This is a genomic window from Azoarcus sp. L1K30, assembly GCF_018122735.1.
In the GTDB taxonomy this organism is placed as follows: Bacteria; Pseudomonadota; Gammaproteobacteria; order Burkholderiales; family Rhodocyclaceae; genus Parazoarcus.
The window spans coordinates 2790386-2807098 of record NZ_JAGRRD010000001.1 but is presented as its reverse complement, the minus strand read 5'-3'; the positions used below and the strand labels follow the sequence as shown (position 1 = coordinate 2807098).

14 protein-coding genes are annotated in these 16713 nt (G+C 65.4%); 12 read left to right on the top strand and 2 right to left on the bottom strand.

Annotated elements, in window-relative coordinates; all coding sequences use genetic code 11:
• Nucleotides 1-49 precede the first annotated feature (49 nt).
• From folB to J5J83_RS12920, 8 genes are all read left to right on the top strand, one after another.
• Nucleotides 50-445: a dihydroneopterin aldolase gene (gene folB, locus J5J83_RS12955; protein ID WP_212349745.1), complete on the top strand. Its 396-nt coding sequence runs from the start codon at nucleotides 50-52 to the stop codon at nucleotides 443-445.
• Between the two features lie 244 nt (nucleotides 446-689).
• A complete protein-coding gene (locus J5J83_RS12950; RefSeq protein WP_212349743.1) occupies nucleotides 690-2387 on the top strand; it encodes an APC family permease in 1698 nt (565 codons plus the stop codon).
• A gap of 11 nt (nucleotides 2388-2398) precedes the next feature.
• Entirely contained in the window at nucleotides 2399-2980 is a 582-nt protein-coding gene (locus tag J5J83_RS12945) for a dimethylamine monooxygenase subunit DmmA family protein (protein WP_212349741.1), read from the top strand.
• Complete coding sequence (locus J5J83_RS12940) at nucleotides 2977-3927, top strand: PDR/VanB family oxidoreductase (protein WP_212349739.1); 951 nt, start codon at nucleotides 2977-2979, stop codon at nucleotides 3925-3927. The genes J5J83_RS12945 and J5J83_RS12940 overlap by 4 nt, the downstream gene beginning before the upstream one ends.
• Nucleotides 3928-3952: 25 nt before the next feature.
• The gene (locus J5J83_RS12935; protein WP_212349737.1) at nucleotides 3953-5029 is read left to right on the top strand and encodes a DUF3445 domain-containing protein; all 1077 of its coding nucleotides are present in this window, start codon (nucleotides 3953-3955) and stop codon (nucleotides 5027-5029) included.
• Nucleotides 5030-5080: 51 nt separating this feature from the next.
• Nucleotides 5081-6463, top strand: coding sequence for an acyl-CoA dehydrogenase family protein (locus J5J83_RS12930; protein ID WP_212349735.1), 1383 nt, complete (start codon nucleotides 5081-5083; stop codon nucleotides 6461-6463).
• A gap of 20 nt (nucleotides 6464-6483) precedes the next feature.
• Entirely contained in the window at nucleotides 6484-7038 is a 555-nt protein-coding gene (locus J5J83_RS12925; RefSeq protein ID WP_212349733.1) for a flavin reductase family protein, read from the top strand.
• The gene (locus tag J5J83_RS12920; protein WP_212349731.1) at nucleotides 7035-8930 is read left to right on the top strand and encodes an aminomethyltransferase family protein; all 1896 of its coding nucleotides are present in this window, start codon (nucleotides 7035-7037) and stop codon (nucleotides 8928-8930) included. The genes J5J83_RS12925 and J5J83_RS12920 overlap by 4 nt, the downstream gene beginning before the upstream one ends.
• On the opposite strand, the gene J5J83_RS12915 is transcribed toward J5J83_RS12920, so the two are convergent.
• Complete coding sequence (locus tag J5J83_RS12915) at nucleotides 8927-10753, bottom strand: PAS domain S-box protein (protein ID WP_212349729.1); 1827 nt, start codon at nucleotides 10751-10753, stop codon at nucleotides 8927-8929. The two genes, J5J83_RS12920 and J5J83_RS12915, sit on opposite strands and share 4 nt — an antisense overlap.
• A gap of 178 nt (nucleotides 10754-10931) precedes the next feature.
• Here J5J83_RS12915 and J5J83_RS12910 point away from each other — a divergent pair, with 178 nt between their 5' ends.
• The 4 genes from J5J83_RS12910 (at nucleotide 10932) to J5J83_RS12895 (ending at nucleotide 15069) form a co-directional block, all read left to right on the top strand.
• On the top strand, nucleotides 10932-12452 hold the full coding sequence (locus J5J83_RS12910; protein ID WP_212349727.1) for an ATP-binding protein: 1521 nt from the start codon (nucleotides 10932-10934) through the stop codon (nucleotides 12450-12452).
• Between the two features lie 32 nt (nucleotides 12453-12484).
• The gene (locus J5J83_RS12905; protein ID WP_212349725.1) at nucleotides 12485-13177 is read left to right on the top strand and encodes a response regulator; all 693 of its coding nucleotides are present in this window, start codon (nucleotides 12485-12487) and stop codon (nucleotides 13175-13177) included.
• 103 nt (nucleotides 13178-13280) lie between these two features.
• Entirely contained in the window at nucleotides 13281-14411 is a 1131-nt protein-coding gene (locus J5J83_RS12900; RefSeq protein ID WP_212349723.1) for an aminomethyltransferase family protein, read from the top strand.
• 82 nt (nucleotides 14412-14493) lie between these two features.
• On the top strand, nucleotides 14494-15069 hold the full coding sequence (locus J5J83_RS12895; RefSeq protein ID WP_282959126.1) for a hypothetical protein: 576 nt from the start codon (nucleotides 14494-14496) through the stop codon (nucleotides 15067-15069).
• A 41-nt stretch (nucleotides 15070-15110) separates the two neighbouring features.
• On the opposite strand, the gene J5J83_RS12890 is transcribed toward J5J83_RS12895, so the two are convergent.
• Entirely contained in the window at nucleotides 15111-16697 is a 1587-nt protein-coding gene (locus J5J83_RS12890) for a gamma-glutamyltransferase family protein (protein WP_212349721.1), read from the bottom strand.
• Between the last annotated feature and the right edge of the window lie 16 nt (nucleotides 16698-16713).

Below are 16713 nucleotides of genomic sequence, written 5' to 3'. Positions count from 1 at the left end.
GCCGACGACTATCAGGACTGGGAAGCTCCGGTGCTGAAGGCGGTGTGAGATGAATGCCGACGAGTGTGTGATCCGTCTCGAAGGTTTGGCGCTGGAATCGTCGATCGGCATCTACCCGCACGAACTGGCCGCGCGCCAGACCCTGCTGGTGGATCTGACCCTGTGCATCGACGGCGCCGCATCCGGGCGCAGCGACGACATCCGCCACACTGTGGACTACGACGAGGTGGTGGCGTGTCTCGAAGCCTTGATCGCAGCGCGCCACTACAACCTGCTCGAACACCTAAGCCAGGTGATGCTCGACACCCTCGGCGAACGCTTCGCCATTAGGCGCCTGGAGGTGACGATCGCCAAGCCGGCGGCGGTGCCGGGCGCGCGGCGGGTGTCGGTGAGCCGGGCGGCGGAGTGGCCGCTGCAGGTGCCGGCGGTCAGGGCTGCAGCCTGATCGCGCCACGGGCCCTCTGAGGCATACCTGCCTGCCCGCCCCGTGCGGGCGGGCCCATTTCTTCCTCTTTCCATCTGCATGTGTCGAGTGCATTTGTCTCCGCATGCAGGCGTACTCCCTGGCCTACTCCCCCGGGCTACTCCCAAAGTCGGATTGTGCGTCGCAGCACCAAAGCGGACATTGAAGGCCATGCCGCGTTCAGGCGGTTTGCGACTTTTTTGTTTCGACCTTCAGGAGAACTCGGATGAACACAACGGTGCTTGATCCGCTTGCCGCCGGTTTCGCGGGGGGCAGCCAGCAGAGCGCGACGCTCCACCGCAAGATCGGCTGGGCGGGCGCGTTCTGGGTGGCCAGTGGCGTACCTGCCCTGGTGCTGTTTTCAATTGGTTCGATTGCCGCCACGGTGGGCAAGCCGTCGTGGGCGATCTGGATCGTTTCGATCGCGTTCGGCTTTCTGCAGGCGTTTTCCTATGCCGAGATCGCCGGGCTGTTTCCGCACAAATCGGGCGGAGCGTCGGTGTATGGCGCAGTGGCCTGGGTGCGCTACAGCAAGATCCTCGCGCCGCTCTCGGTGTGGTGCAACTGGCTGGCGTGGTCGCCGGTGCTGGCGATCGGCTCCGGCCTGGCTGCGGGTTACATCCTGAGCATCCTGTTCGCGCCCGATGCGGCGATCAACACCTGGCAACTCACGCTGCTGGATCTGAGCTGGATTCGCGCGGATCTGGCGCTGCGCATCAACGCCACCTTCGTGCTCGGCGCGGCGGTCCTGCTCGGCGCGTTTGCGATTCAGCACCGCGGCATCCTGCAGGCTGCGCGGATGCAGATGGTGCTCGGCATTGCCGCACTCGCACCGCTGATGCTCGTCGGCCTGTGGCCGCTGCTCTCGGGCGATGTTTCGACCGCCAATCTGGCGCCGATGTATCCGCTGGCCCATGACGCTTCCGGTGCGGTGATCGACGGTGCCTGGGACATGGGCGGCCTGACCCTGATCGCCGGCGGTCTCTTCATCGCGGCCTGGTCGACCTACGGCTTCGAGACGGCTGTGTGCTACACCCGCGAGTTCAAGAACCCGCGTACCGATACCTTCAAGGCGATCCTGTACTCGGGTCTGCTGTGCATCTTCGTGTTCACCGTGGTGCCGCTTGCCTTTCAGGGCACGCTTGGCCTCGGTCAGCTGGTGACGCCGGAAGTGACCGACGCTGCCGGCAACGTGGTGAGCGCTGCCGTGTATGACGGCATTCTCGCGCCGGAGATCTACAGCGGCATGGGTGTTGCGCAGGCCATGGCACACATGATCGGCGGCGGGGCCATGGTCGAGCGCGTGCTGATGGCGATGCTGGTGCTGGCACTGGTGCTGTCGATCATGACCTCGATGGCGGGCTCCTCGCGCACCCTGTACCAGGCCTCGGTCGATGGCTGGCTGCCGAAGTACCTGTCCCACGTCAATCGCAACGGTGCGCCGACCCCGGCGATGTGGACCGACCTCGGCTTTAACCTGCTGCTGTTGATGATGTCGGACTACATCTTCGTCCTCGCCATCTCCAATGTCTGCTACGTCCTGTTCAACTTCCTCAACCTCAACGCCGCCTGGATTCACCGCCTCGACCGTCCGAGCTGGGCGCGGCCGTTCAAGGCGCCGAACTGGCTGCTCGCCGTCGGTACCGTGCTGGCGTTCTGCAACATGGGGCTGATGGGCATGGGTGCGGATATCTGGGGCGCAGGCACGCTGGTGTCCGGCCTGGTGATGGCGGCGAGCATCGTGCCGGTGTTCATCTTCCGCCACTACATCACCGACAAGGGCAAGTTTCCGGCGGCCATGGTCGAGGACATGCACCTCGGTGCAGAGGAAGGCGTACGCAGCCGGGCCGGCGTGCTGCCTTACCTGACACTTGCTGCCGGTGCCGCCGTGGTCTATGTCGCCCACGCCGTGGCCGTGCTCTGAGGGTGGCGGACATGATGCAATCGCAGATCGTCAGCCGCCCGCGTTATCGCGAGCTGGCTGCTGAAGACACCGCGGGTGCCCATCTGCTGATCGTGGAGGGCGATACCCTCGCACCCGGACAGATGGCCGCGCTGGCGGCGGCCTTCGCCCCGGTTGCGGATCGGCTGCAGACCTGGCTGGTGAGCGCGCCGGCCACCGCGCTCGCCCTTGGCAAGGTGCGCAAGCTGCAGACTGTCGACGAAGCTGCCGCGGCGCTCGACGCCCTGCAGGAAGGCTTCGGCATCGCCGACCGGCTCTACCTGCAGGGCACCGAGCCCTTCATGTGGTCGCTGGCGACGGTGGCCGGGCGTGCCGGGCTGAGCGCGAGCCAGATCCGGATGCAGCACGCCGGCAGTCTGAAGCGCCGGGTGTGGTGCACCCATTGCCACCAGACCACCGAAAACGTCACCACCAACATCGCGACCTGTGCCGGTTGCGGGCGCGAACTGCTGGTTCGCGATCACTTCTCGCGCCGGCTCGGGGCTTTCATGGGGGTGATGGTGGATGCGGAAGTGCCCGGTGAAGTGCCGCAGCGCGAGGAGGTCTTTCCATGATCGGCGAAACCCTCGAACTCACCGTCGTCGCCGTCGACGACATTGCACCCAGCCTGCGCCACGTCCGCCTGGCGGCGGCTGACGGCGGGCAGCTGCCGCCGGCTGCGGCCGGGGCCAACATCCAGCTGCGGCTGCAGGGTGAGGCGCGCACCTGGCGCAATGCATACTCGCTGATCAGTCAGCCGGGTCGGCGCGACGAGTACGAAATCATCGTACGCCGGGTGCCTGAATCCCGCGGCGGCTCCGCCTTCGTGCATGAAGTGCTCAAGCCGGGCGACCGCCTGGTCGCGAGCTGGCCGGGCAACCTGTTCGCGCCGCAGCGCACCGCACGTCATCACCTGATGATTGCCGGCGGCATCGGCATCACGCCCTTTCTGTCGTATGTCGCGGACTTTGCCCACAACGGCACGAGTCATGCGCTGCACGTGTGCTGCCGCGAATCCGAGACTGGCACCTTTGCGCCCTGGCTGCAGGCGTGCGGCGACCTGAACTACTACTGGGACGCCGACGGCCATCGTCTGGACATCCCGGCGCTGCTCGCCCAGCAGCCTGCAGGCACTCACCTGTATGTGTGCGGCCCCGCTGCGCTCAACGACGAGGTCATTCAGGCCGCGGCCGATGCCGGCTGGCCTGCAAGCCATGTGCATTGCGAGCACTTCGGTGCCGCGCTGTCGGGCGGCACGCCCTTCACCGCCTTCCTAAGCCGCTCCGGCATCGAGGTCGAGGTGGGCGAAAGCGAGAGCCTGCTCGAAGCCATCGAGCGCATCGGGGCGACAGCGCCCTGCCTGTGTCGCGGCGGCGCCTGCGGCGTGTGCGTCACCGGCGTGCTCGAGGGCGAGCCGGAGCATCGCGACCACTACCTCGGCGCAGCCGAGCGCGAGGGCGGACAACTGATCATGCCTTGCGTGTCGCGGGCACGCTCGGCCCGTCTCGTCCTCGATCTTTGAATTATCACATCAGCCGGAGGCAATCATGAGCCTGGTATTCAAGCCCGAAGAAACCTTCCGCGGCGACTACACCTACCGCAACAGCGACGCGGCCATCCTGCGCTTCCCGTTTCCGTTCCCGGAAGATCGCTACATGTACAGCGTCAACATCGAGCCGCATGTCCGCAGCGGCCCGACCGATGCCTTTTGCCGCCCCTTCGACATCGACGAGCACTATATTGCCGAGTGTCGCGACCGTGCGCTGACGCTGGAGCAGGACCCCGGCCGCTGCCAGGTGCTGCCGCACATGATGACCGCGCAGTGGGACACGCTCGAGCTGCTGATGGAGAACATGGCGGCGGACTACCCGGAGCAGTTCTCGCTGACCAAGGAAGGCGACGTGTTCGGCAGTCGCTGGACGTGGATAAACCGCCCGCTGGGTATCGAGCAGCAGTTCATCTTCGGCGACCCCGACACACTGCCGTGCGAGCCCTTCGAATACATCACCCGTCAGGCTCAGGGCGACTTCGCGATCTGCGATCAGCGCGAGGACAACCTCTACCTCGACGCCGGCATGATCACCTCGCAGGCCGACTGGTCGCTGGAATTCAACGTCGGCATGAATTTCATGGAGTGGCACGGACCGGTGCCGCTCGCGCATCAGGCCGGGGTGTTCGAGCGTGCGCTCAAGTATCTGCTGATGCTGCGCCTGGGCCAGCCGGTGCGCCGCCTGAACTGGACCATGAGCATCAATCCGCGCCTCGACACCTCGCCCGAGAGTTATCCGGCGTGGGGACCGGACCGTGCCTCGGTCACCGTTGAAAACGCTGGCGGCAAGGTGCACCTGCGGGTCGAACTGCAGACCCTGTGGCGCCTGCCGCGCAGCAACGCGATCCTGTTTCCGATCCGCTGCTTCCTGATCTCGATCGAAGAGCTGGCGCGCGTGCCCAAGTGGGGCAAGCGCCTGCACCGGGTGCTGTCCTCGTTGCCGCCCGAGCTGGCCGAGTACAAGGGCCTGACCCGTTACCTGCCGGCCACGCTGGCCTGGCTTGCACCGCTCGATGACGGCGCCGAACTCGCCACCGGCACCGGCCCGGACATCACCGAACTCGCTCCCGTCTGACCCGACTTCAGCGCATTCCTCATTCATTACTTTTCATACAAGGACACCGCCATGAACGCCATCAATGAACTCGCCCCCACCGGTATCAGCTCGGAATGGAGTCCGCATTGGATGCTTAGCCCCGAACAGCTGGCCCTGCAGGCCGAACTGATCGCCGTGTGCCAGAGCACGATGCGCCCGAACGCGATCGACAGCGACAAGAACTACGTCTATCCGCGCAAGAACTTCGAGGCACTCGCTGCGATGGGGCTGCTGGGTCTGACCGTGCCGAAGGCGCTGGGCGGCCGCGGCGAGAGCCACCTGTGCGCCGCCATGGTGGTCGAGACCATCGCCCGTTACGGCTGCCCCTCCACCGCGATGTGCTACACCATGCACCTCGGTGCATGCGCCGCCGCGCTGCTGCGTCACCACGACAACGAGCGCCTGAAGGCGATCCTCAGCCGTGTCGACGAGGATGTGCTGATCGGCACTTTGTCCTTTTCCGATCCGGAGACCGGCTCCCACTTCTGGTACCCGATGTCCTCGCGTGCCGAGCGCACCGAGAATGGCTGGAAGGTGTTCAAGAAGGCATCCTGGACGACCTCCGGCGGTTTCGCCGACTGGTACATCATCCAGACCACCTCGCCCGATTTCGGCGGCAACTACTCCGACCTGTCCTGCTTCCTGGTGACCAAGGACCAGATCCAGGCCGACCCCGCCAACTGGGATGGCCTGGGCATGCGCGGCAACCAGTCCGGCCCGATCTCGGTCGATGGTGTGGATATCGCGCCTGATGCGCTGGTCGGCCCGGTTGGCGACGGTGCCAAGTCCAATGACGAAGTGGTCGATCCCTTCTTCCTGTTGTGCTCGTCCGCGTGCTGGAACGGCATCAGCCTGGCCGCCATGGACATCACCAAGAACCACACCACGCGCAAGGTGCATAACGACGTCGGCATGCGTGTTGCGGACTACCCGACCATCCAGGACTACGTGGGCGAATGCCTGATCGATACCAACGCCAGCCGCAGCTATGTCTATCTGGCAGCAAGAGCGCTGGATGACCAGACCAACGGTTGCGACTGGTCCGGTCATGCCGATCTTGCCCATCTTCCGCGCACCGGCCTGCTGAACTGGCTGTGGCAGGTCAAGTTCTTCTCCTCCAAGAATGTCTCCCACGTGGTCGACAAGATGCTTCACGCCTGCGGCGGCACCGGTTACAAGCCCGCACTGGGCATCGAGCGACTGCTGCGTGACGGCAAGGCGGGCTGGGTGATGGGTCCCACCAACGAGGTGCTGCGCCAGTTCGTCGGCAAGTCGGCGCTGCTCGGTTTCGAGGTGCTCGACTACTGGAACCAGTCGGTGAATCAGCGCGTGCTGAACAACGAGTTGAAGAAGATGAGCAAACCGGAAAAGGCTGCGTTCGCCGCCAAACTGCTTGAAGACGCTCAGGCCTGAGCCAATCCACGGAGCCTGCCATGCACGCTGTTGCACTCAAGCAGGTTCCGGCCGCCGTGCCGGAACCGCTTGCCGCCCATCACGCCCCCTTCGACGGCCGGATGTTCCGTCAGGTCCTCGGGCTGTTTCCCACCGGCGTCACCATCGTTACCACGTGGGACGATCAGGGACGGCCGGTGGGGGCGACCGTGAGCTCCTTCAATACCGTATCGCTCGACCCACCATTGGTGCTCTTCAGCCTGGCGCGGAACAGCGCCTGCTGTGAGGCCTTCGCCGCGGGTGGGGCGCTGGCGATCCATGTGCTCGGCCACGAGCAGAGCGAGCTGTCATCGCGCTTTGCCCGTGGCGGCGGGGACAAATGGGTCGATCTGAACTATGCGCCGGGCGAACTTGGCGCGCCCTTGCTCGACGACTCCCTGGCCTGTTTCGAGTGCAGCCTGTTTGCACAGTACCCGGGCGGGGACCACGTCATCTTCGTCGCCGAAGTCGACAACCTGCGCTTTCGTGACGGTGAGCCGCTGGTGTTCTGTGCGGGCGGCTATCGCAAGCTGGCTGCGAAGGACGCCTGCGCATGAACGACAAGGCACCGCCGTTCATCGAAGAGGACCCCTTCCTGCTGCAGGCGGACGTACGGCCCGATCTGCAGCAGGTCTTTCCCGCGCCGCTGACGGTGGTCCGGGTCGGGGCGGCGAGCGCCCGGGCCTTCGAACTCAAGGCCGGGCAGTTCATTCAGGTCATCGACGTCGAGGGGCGCCAGTGCTCGGATCTCCTCGCCTTCGATGCCGCAGCGCTTGCAGCCGGCGAAGAATGGGGGCTGGATCCGACCGTGACCCGCACCCTCGCGGGCGCGTCCTATCCCATGCCCGGTCTGCATGCGAAGTATTTCGACGCGCGCATGCAGCCCCTGCTCGAAACCGTGCAGGACACCGTGGGTCGGCACGATGCCTTTGCCCTTGCCTGCACCGCGAAGTACTACGAGGATCAGGGCTTTCCCGGTCATGCCAACTGCAGCGACAACTTCAATGCGGTGCTCGAACCGATGGGCGTTCGTCCCCGTGCAGGCTGGCCGGCGATCAACTTTTTCTACAATACCTTCATCCTGCCCTGCGGCAGCCTCGGCTTTGCCGAGCCGTGGTCGAAAGCAGGTGACTACGTGCTGCTCAGGGCGCTCAAGGACCTCGTGGTGGCAGTGTCGTCCTGCGCCGACGACATCGACCCTGCCAATGCCTGGCAGCCGACCGACATCGAGGTCCGTGTCTATGACGCGGCCCATTCATTCCCTCGCGCGATGGCCCACCGAATGACTCCCGACGCCCCTGTACGCCTGACCCGTCCCACGGCCTTTGCCGGCGTGACCGAAACGCTGACGCGGGACTTCATCGACTATCACGGCTTTTGGCTGCCGCGCAGCTTCGTCGGCCATGGCACGATTGCCGAATACTGGGCGTGCCGCGAGAAGGTCGCGGTGATGGATCTGACCGCGCTGCGCAAGTTCGACATCACCGGGCCCGATGCGGAGGCCCTGCTGCAGAAGGTGGTGACCCGCGACATGCGCAAGCTGGCAGTGGGACAGGTGGTGTATACCGCGGTGTGCCATGCCCACGGCGGCATGATGGACGACGGTACCGTCTTCCGCCTCGGGCGCGATGTATTCCGCTTCGTGTGCGGTGAGGACACGACCGGCCTGTGGCTGAAGGAGCAGGCCGCCGCGGGGAGCTTCAACGTGCATGTGCGCGACGCCACCGACAGCCTGCACAACATTGCCGTGCAGGGACCGCGCAGCCGCGACCTGCTGGCCAGGATCCTGTGGACGGCCCCTGCACAGCCGGGTATCGCCGAACTGGGCTGGTTCCGCTTCATGGCGGCGCGTCTGGGCGGACCCACCGGCCGTCCGCTGGTGGTGTCCCGCACCGGCTATACCGGCGAACTCGGCTTCGAACTGTGGTGCCATCCCGACGACGGTGTCGAACTGTGGGAGACCGTGGCCGAGGCTGGCGCGCCGCTCGGTCTGGTGCCGCTCGGTTTCGACGCGCTCGACATGCTGCGCATCGAGGCCGGGCTGGCCTTTGCCGGTCAGGAGTTCTGCGACCAGACCGATCCCTTCGAGGCCGGCATCGGCTTCACCGTGGCCTTGTCCAAACCGGACGATTTCATCGGCCGCGCGGCGCTCGAGGAGCGCAAGGCTCACCCGCGGCGCAAGCTGGTCGGGCTTGCGATCGACAGCAACGAAGCGGTGCATCACGGCGACGGCGTCTATATCGGTCGCGCCAGGGTGGGCGAGATCACCAGTGCGGTGCGTTCTCCGGTGCTCGATGCGCAAATCGCACTGGCGCGGGTGGATGTCGCCTGTTCCGCGCTGGATACCGCACTGCAGATAGGCCAGCTCGACGGCCACCGCAAGCGTCTCGACGCGCGCGTCGTCGCCTTTCCGCACTACGATCCGACCAAGTCCAGGGTGCGCAGCTAGGCCGGCGTCAGTGCGCCGGGATGATCATGGCGCGCTGCCTGTTCGAGCATGGCATGCGCATCGGCATAAGCTTCGCGATCGCTGGCGATGCCGAAGCGTGCGCTCAGGCTGAGATTATGGCCGTCGATGCGTAGCGGTCGGCTGATGACTGCCGAGAGCGCATGGGCGAGATGCAGCAGGCCGGCTTCCGAAGCAGGCTCGGCACTTGGCGGCCCGGCCCAGCCCAGCGTTTGCGGTCTAAAGTCGGAGATCAGCACGGCGAAGCCGCCGGCGTGCCGGGCGACGCCGTTGCAGTCGTTCTGCGCGATCTGGAGGCGTTTGCCGATCTCGACGCTGACGCGTTCGCTCATCGCTGGCCCGTAGCGTTCCGCAATCTCTGCAATCGTCGCGATTTCGATGTGAATCAGTGCAAACGGATAATCGGCAATCGCTGCGTGGCGGTGCAGATGCTGCAGACGATCAAGGAACAGGCTCAGACTCAGCAGGCCGGTGGCGTTGTCGAAAAACAGGCGCCTGCGCGCTTCCTCCTGAGCGCCGCGGCTGGCGCTGACGTCGGTGATGAAGCCCTCCAGGCCAAGGAACTCACCCCGGCTGGAATAGATGCCGCGCCCCTGCTCCCAGACCCAGCGCGTCTGGCCGTCGCGGTCCACGATGCGGTAGCTCAGCTCGTAGCGTTCACGGCGGTCGAGCCGCATCTGCACAAAGTTCCACACGAAGTCGCGGTCCTCCTCGTGGATCATTTCGGCAAAGCAGGCCGAGTGGTTATCCACCAGTTCCAGCGGGGTGTAGCCGGTGAGTTCGAAGCAGCCCTCGCTGACGAACTCCATCGTCCAGTTGCGATCGTTCTGGCCGCGGTAAATCATCCCCGGCAGGTTGTCCAGCATGGTGTGCAGGCCGCGGCGTTGTGCGCGCAAGGCCTCTTCGCTGCGGCGGCGCTGGTCGATATCGAGCAGGATGCCGCTCACCCCGGTTTCGCCGAGCGCCGGCAGCGGCATTGGACAGGCGCGCAGTTCGACCCAGCGTGCGGCGTGGGCGCGGGTGGCGCGAATGCGCACCTCGAGCGTCAGGCCGTCGCGCTTGCCGGCCTGCAGCTGCCGCAGCCCGGTGCCGAGGGCTGCGCGGTCTTCGCTGTGGAAGGTCGAGAGAAAGGGCTGTTGCGCACTTTCGGCAACGCTGCGTCCGGTGCTGCGTTGCCACTGCGCATTGGCGTAGCTGAGCTGCAGCTGGGCATCAAGGGAGAACAGGATTTCGCGCGAGAAATGGGTCAGCCGGGTCGCCTGCAGGTGCTCGTGTCCGTTGTTGTCCGGACCATTCTGGGGCGCGGAGAACTGCAGCAGGGTGAGCTGTGAGCGGTGCCCCTGGAACACACTGACGCGGGCAGGCCACGGGGTGCCGTCGGCACGCATCAGCGACAGGGTGCCGGCGTCGCTGTTGTCCGCCCCGGGTGAAAAGAGGGCGGCAAGCCGGCGGTGATGTTTTGGATGCACGATGTTGTCGATCGGCATTCCGATCAGTTCATCGCCGCGATCCTCCAGTCCGATCAGCCTGAGCAGTGCGCGGTTGGCGTTGGCGATGTTCTCGCCGTCGAGCAGCAGCGCGGGCTGGCTGCTGTGCTCGGCAAAGCGGCTCAGCGACTGCAGCGCGGAGAGCGCGTCTGTTGTCGGGCTACTGCCACGGTGGCGGCCGCCTTGGCGCAGCACGATCCAGGTCAGCAGTGGAATCATGGTCAGCATCCACAGCAGCGGAGAGGTGTTGCTGCCATCGCCGAGCACGAGCAAGGCCGTCGAGCAGGCAAGGAGGGTGGCGATCAGGTAAAGCGTCATCGTTGCAATGTTCAGGGCGGCAGGTGGGTGGCGGGTATGACAGTCAAAGCAGGATTCACTCCAGTACGAGGGCTGGCACGCAGAAATATGCTGCGGTGCTTGATTCCTGTTGGGCGCAGAAGTTGCTTCTGGTTAAACGGCTAAACGCCTGATCATTGCATCCTGCTGACCGCCCATCTTGAAAAAACACCCGCTTTTCTCGCGTCTTGTGCTTGTCCTGGTGTGTCTCGCCTGCCTGTGCGCGACCCTGTTCGTCAGCGCAGGCATTGCCGCCGAGCTGCAAGTGACGCTCGGAACCGCTGCAGACCCGACGCTTTCGTCCCGTCTTGCGGTTCTGCAACTGCTGCAGACCCTGCTCGCGCTGATGTTCCTCCTCGGGTGCGGGGCCACGCTGCGGATCGCGCGCAAGATGCTCGTGGTGCGCACCGATTTCGCCCTTGAGCGGCTCAACCGGCACGTCTTTGGTGCCACGGTGGCGTGGGACGAGGGCGTGGATGAGGTGGACCGGCTGCATCGGGCACTCGATGGGGTGTCGACCCAGCTCGCCTGCCACCTTGCGGAGGCCGAACGGCTGTCGCGGCAGGCGTCCGAGCATGAGCGCTTCGCCACCCGGACACTCGAATTCATCTGCCAGGCCAGTCTCTGCCTTGCGGAGCACAGCGCGAGCGCACCGTGGCTGAATTCCCTGCTGGAGGACATGGCCGACTGCCTGGCGGTGCGCGCGTGTGCGCTGGTGTTGCTGGAGCCGGTGGCAGAGGGGCTGGGAGTGCCGTCACAGCTGGGCGATGTCCGCCGCCTGCAGTTGCTGGAAGTGTTTCCGGTTGAGGAGCTGTCGCGTGGAAATGGCCGGCACAGGGCATCGACTGCGGCCGAAGGCGAACACGTCGAGCTCGCGGTGCCGGTGCGCGATGCCGGCGACATCTATGGCGTGCTGATTGTCGAGGCGCCGGGCGACTTCATGTTCGAGAGCCGCCACAGCCGGCTGATCGAGGCGGTGGCCTCCCTGTTTGCACTGTCGCTGGGCAATCTGCAGCGCAATCACCGGCGCCGGCGTCTGGCGCTGATGGACGAGCGCAGCGCGATCGCCGGCGAGTTGCACGATTCGCTCGCCCAGGCCCTGTCCTACATGAAGCTGCAAGTGGCGCGCCTGCAGCTGGAGGTCGGCCGCAGCTGCGCAGCCTGTGGTCCCGGTGAGCGCGTGCTGGAGGTGTCGGGCGAGATCAAGAATGGGCTCGACAGCGCCTACCGTCACTTGCGCGAGCTGCTCTCGGCCTTTCGCACCAGCATGCCGCCGGGCGGCCTGCAACAGGCGCTGCGCGAGGTGGTGGATGAGCTGTCCGCACGCTCGGGCACCGAACTCGGCTTCGATTACCGCCTGGGCAGCCGGCACCTGTCGGTCAACGAAGAGTTCCACCTGCTGCAGATCGTTCGCGAGGCGCTGACCAATGTCGTCCGTCACGCGCGGGCGCGGCACGCACAGGTGCGCTTCGATGAGGACGACGACGGACAGATCGTGCTTACGGTCGAGGACGATGGTCGCGGCTTGCGTGAAGGCGGCGGCGGAGAGGGGCACCATGGGGTGTCGATCATGCGTGACCGCGCCGGGCAGATTGGCGGAACACTGAATTTGCGTGCGGGTGCCGGTGGGCGGGGAACCTGCGTCGAGATGCGCTTTCGGCCGCGGCCGGGCAGCGCCTGAAACGGATTGAACGAGCGATGAGGACGGACGGCATGGAGAACGCAACAGGCATCGATCCTGATCGAAGTGGCACACCGATCAGACTGGTGGTCGTGGATGACCACGCACTGTTTCGCAAGGGGGTCAGCCAGCTGCTGGCCATGTACGACGATGTCGAGGTCGTCGCCGAGGCGGCGTCGGGCGCGGAGGGCATCGAGGCAGTGCTGACGCACCGGCCGGATGTGGCGCTGATCGATCTGCACATGAAGGGGCTTGACGGCATTTCCGTGCTGCGGGCACTGAAGACCGCCGGATCGACCACCCGGCTGGTGATGCTCACCGTGTCCGATTCCAGTTTCGACGTGATGGAGGCGCTGAATTCGGGCGCCAGCGGCTATCTGCTCAAGGACATGGAGCCCGACGAGTTCTGCATGAAGCTGCGTCAGGTAGCGGCCGGCGGCACGGTGTTGTCGGCTGAGGTCGGGGGTTTGCTGGCCAAGCCTTCGCCGCCGTCGCGGGAAACGCTCGACGAGCATTGGGCGTCGCTGACTGCGCGCGAACAGGAAACCCTGGAACTGGTGTCCAAGGGCGCGTCGAACAAGATCGTGGCACGTGCGCTCGGCATTGCCGAAAGCACGGTTAAGGTGCATGTGAAACACGTGCTGCAGAAACTCAATTTGCGTAACCGCTTTGAAGCGGCGGTGTGGCTGCGCGAACTGCGAGAGGACGAAAGGTACAAGACCTGACGTGAGGGGGAGGCCGGGGCGTAGTACCAGAGGAGTATTTTCGCGTGCCCGGCACACTGGCTTAATGAACTCAAATCACTCTTGACCGAGAAGGGAGCTTCAAATGAGTTCATGGAGACAGTCGACACTGGCTGACCGGCATCGCGCACTGGGTTCGTCGCTTGCGGACTGGAACGGAATGGCGACCGCCTGGACCTACAACACCGATCTCGCCGACGAGCATGAGGCCATTCGCACCCGCGCAGGCCTGATGGATGTATCCGGTCTCAAGAAAGTTCATCTGGTTGGACCGCATGCGGAAGCGCTGATCAACTATGCGACCACGCGTGATGTCGGCAAGCTCTATCCGGGCAAATCGGTGTATGCCTGCATGCTCAACGAAGCCGGCAAGTTCATCGACGACTGCGTGATCTACCGCAACGGCCCCAACGCCTTCATGGTGGTGCATGGTTCGGGCCAGGGCCACGAAATCCTGACCCGCGGCGCGGCGGGGCGCAACGTCGCGGTGCTGTTCGACGACGACCTGCACGACCTTTCGTTGCAGGGGCCGCTGGCGGTGGAGTATCTGTCGAAGCATGTGCCGGGCATCCGCGACCTGCCGTATTTCCATCACACGCAGACCAGGCTCTTCGGCTGCCCGGTGACGATTTCGCGTACCGGTTACACCGGTGAGCGCGGCTATGAGATCTTCTGCAAGGGCGTCGATGCACCGCTGATCTGGGACACGATCGTTGAGGAAGGCAAGGCGATGGGCATCATGCCCTGCTCCTTCACCGCGCTCGACTGGCTGCGGGTCGAGAGCTATCTGCTGTTCTACCCTTACGACAACTCCGACATGTACCCGATGGAAGGCGAGGCGATCGGTGACTCCCTTTGGGAGCTGGGCCTCGACTTCACCGTGTCTCCGGGCAAGACCGAGTTCCGCGGCGCGGCCGAGCACTTCCGCCTGCAAGGGAAGGAGCGCTTCAAGATCTACGGCGTCGAGCTCGATACCACGGAGATCGCGCAAGGCGGCGATGCCATCTGGGACGGCGACACCAAGGTCGGCTTCGTGACCTGTGCGATGTATTCCAGGCTCACCGGGCGCGCGATGGCCATCGCACGCATGGACCCCGCTTACGCCGTTCCCGGGCGTGCGCTGGAACTGCGCGGCGTTACCCTGCGTTGTGCAGCCACCACGCATACGCTGCCTTTCGACGATCCCGAAAAGCTCAAGCGCACCGCCAAGGGCTGAGAGGCGAAGCCTTGCAAGGGCGCCGCGAGTGCGCCCGCTACGCCCCCGCGCAACAAAACCGAGAACAGGAAAACAGTACCCCATGAGTACCTCAGAGAGACGTTACACCCTGTCACTTTCCTGCCCGGACCGGGTTGGCATCGTGACCACTGTTAGTAGCTTTTTCTCCAGCCACCAGGGCTGGATCACCGAGGCGAACCACCACGCGGACGCCGAGGTCGCGGGCAAGAACGTGGTGGTGGTGGGGGCGAGCAACATCGTCGGCAAGCCGATGGCGCTGATGCTGCTGCAGCGCGAAGCCACGGTGACGATCTGCCACGCGAAGACGCGCGACCTGGCGCAGCACACCATTCTGGCCGACATCCTGATCGTGGCCGCAGGCAAGCCGGGGCTGATCGTGCCGCAGATGGTCAAGCAAGGCGCCATCGTCATCGACGTCGGCATCAACCGCCTGGCGGACAACCGCATCGTCGGCGACGTGGTTTTCGACGGGGTGAAGGAGAAAGCCTCGTGGATCACGCCGGTACCCGGTGGGGTGGGGCCGATGACGGTGACGATGCTGATCGAGAACACCCTGCGCTCGGCCGAACGCAGCCTGCAGGCGACCCCTGCCGACGACTATCAGGACTGGGAAGCTCCGGTGCTGAAGGCGGTGTGAGCGTTCGGGTTTGCCCGGTACGATGGCACACCGGGTCTTGATCAGATGCCCGCCACCACGCCATCGCTGCGCGGGTCGACGGCGCCTTCGATCAGACCGTTCGGGTGTCTGACCAGCGCACCGGCGTGTCCCATGGTGTCACTGTAGGCTTGGTCCAGCACTTCGACCTGATGTCCCGCATCGCGCAAGGCCTGCACCAGTTCCGGCGGGAAGCGGCTCTCCAGCTTGAGACTGGTGCTGACGTCGCCCCAGGTCCGCCCCAGCAGCCAGCGCGGTGCGCTGACTGCCTGCTGCAGGGGAGTACCGAAGCGGGCGTAGCGGGTGAACACGGCAGCCTGGGTCTGAGGCTGACCTTCGCCGCCCATGGTGCCGTAGGGCATCACGCGGCCGTCGTCGAACAGCGCCAGCGACGGGTTCAGGGTATGGAAGGGCTTGCGTGAGGGCTCCAGTGCATTGAGCGCGGCAGGGTCGAGCGAGAAGCTCGTGCCGCGGTTCTGCCAGGTGATGCCGGTGTCGCGCAGCACCACGCCGGAACCGAATTCCCAATACACGCTCTGGATGAAACTCACCGCGCGCCCTTCGCGGTCGATCGCGCCCATCCAGACGGTGTCGCCCGGCGCAGCGGGGTCGGGCCAGGGCAGGGCGACCTGCATGTTCACATCGGCGGCGCGGGCGTCGAGCGCAGGCGCGTCGAGGAAGCTGCACGGGTCGGCGGGCAGGCGGCGGGGGTCGGTGACGACGCGGTCGCGCACGCGGAAGGCGCGCTTGGTGGCTTCGACCAGGCCGTGCACATGGGCGAAACCTTCACCCTCGCCGACGCCGAGGCGCTCGAAGATGCCAAGAATCATCAGCGCGGCCAGGCCCTGGGTCGGCGGCGGCAGGTTGTACACCGTGCTGTCGTCCAGTCGCACCGAAAGAGGATCGACAATCTGTGCCGCGTAGGCGTTGAGGTCATGGGTGCGCACCGGGCTGCCGACGCGTTCGAGTTCGGCGCCGATCAGTTCGGCAACTCTGCCGCGATAGAAGTCATCGAGGCCGCGCGCCGCGAGTGTTTCGAGCGTGGAGGCGAGTGCTGGCTGGCGCAGGAGGTGACCGGTTTCGGGCGGTGCGCCATCGACCAGAAAGGTGTCGGCAAATCCGGGGGCATCTTTCAGGCCGTCGAGTTTCTGACGCGTCAGTGCGGCCTGGCTGGCGGTGACGGCCACGCCGTCGCGCGCGTGGCGGATGGCGTCGGCGAGCAGGCGCGACAGTGGCAGTGCGGCTCCCCAGCCGGAAGCGACTTCAAGGGCCTTGTTCCAGCCGCCGACCGTGCCGGCAACCGTGAGGGCCGCCTTCGGTCCGCGGGCCGGGATGGTATCCAGGCCCGCGTAAAACTGGCGGTCGGCAAGTCCGGCGGCAAAACCGCAGGCGTCGATGGCGACTGGCGTCTTGCCCGGTTCGTGGATCAGCCAGAAGCCATCGCCGCCGATCGCGTTCATGTGCGGATAGACGACTGCGATGGCTGCCGCTGCGGCGACCATGGCTTCGACCGCGTTGCCGCCTTCGCGCAGGATGTCGCGCCCGGCCTGAGCCGCGAGGTGGTGAGGGGCAACCTGCATGCCGCCGAGGGCTGTAAGGGTGTGCAGCATAAGCGTTTCCTTGTTG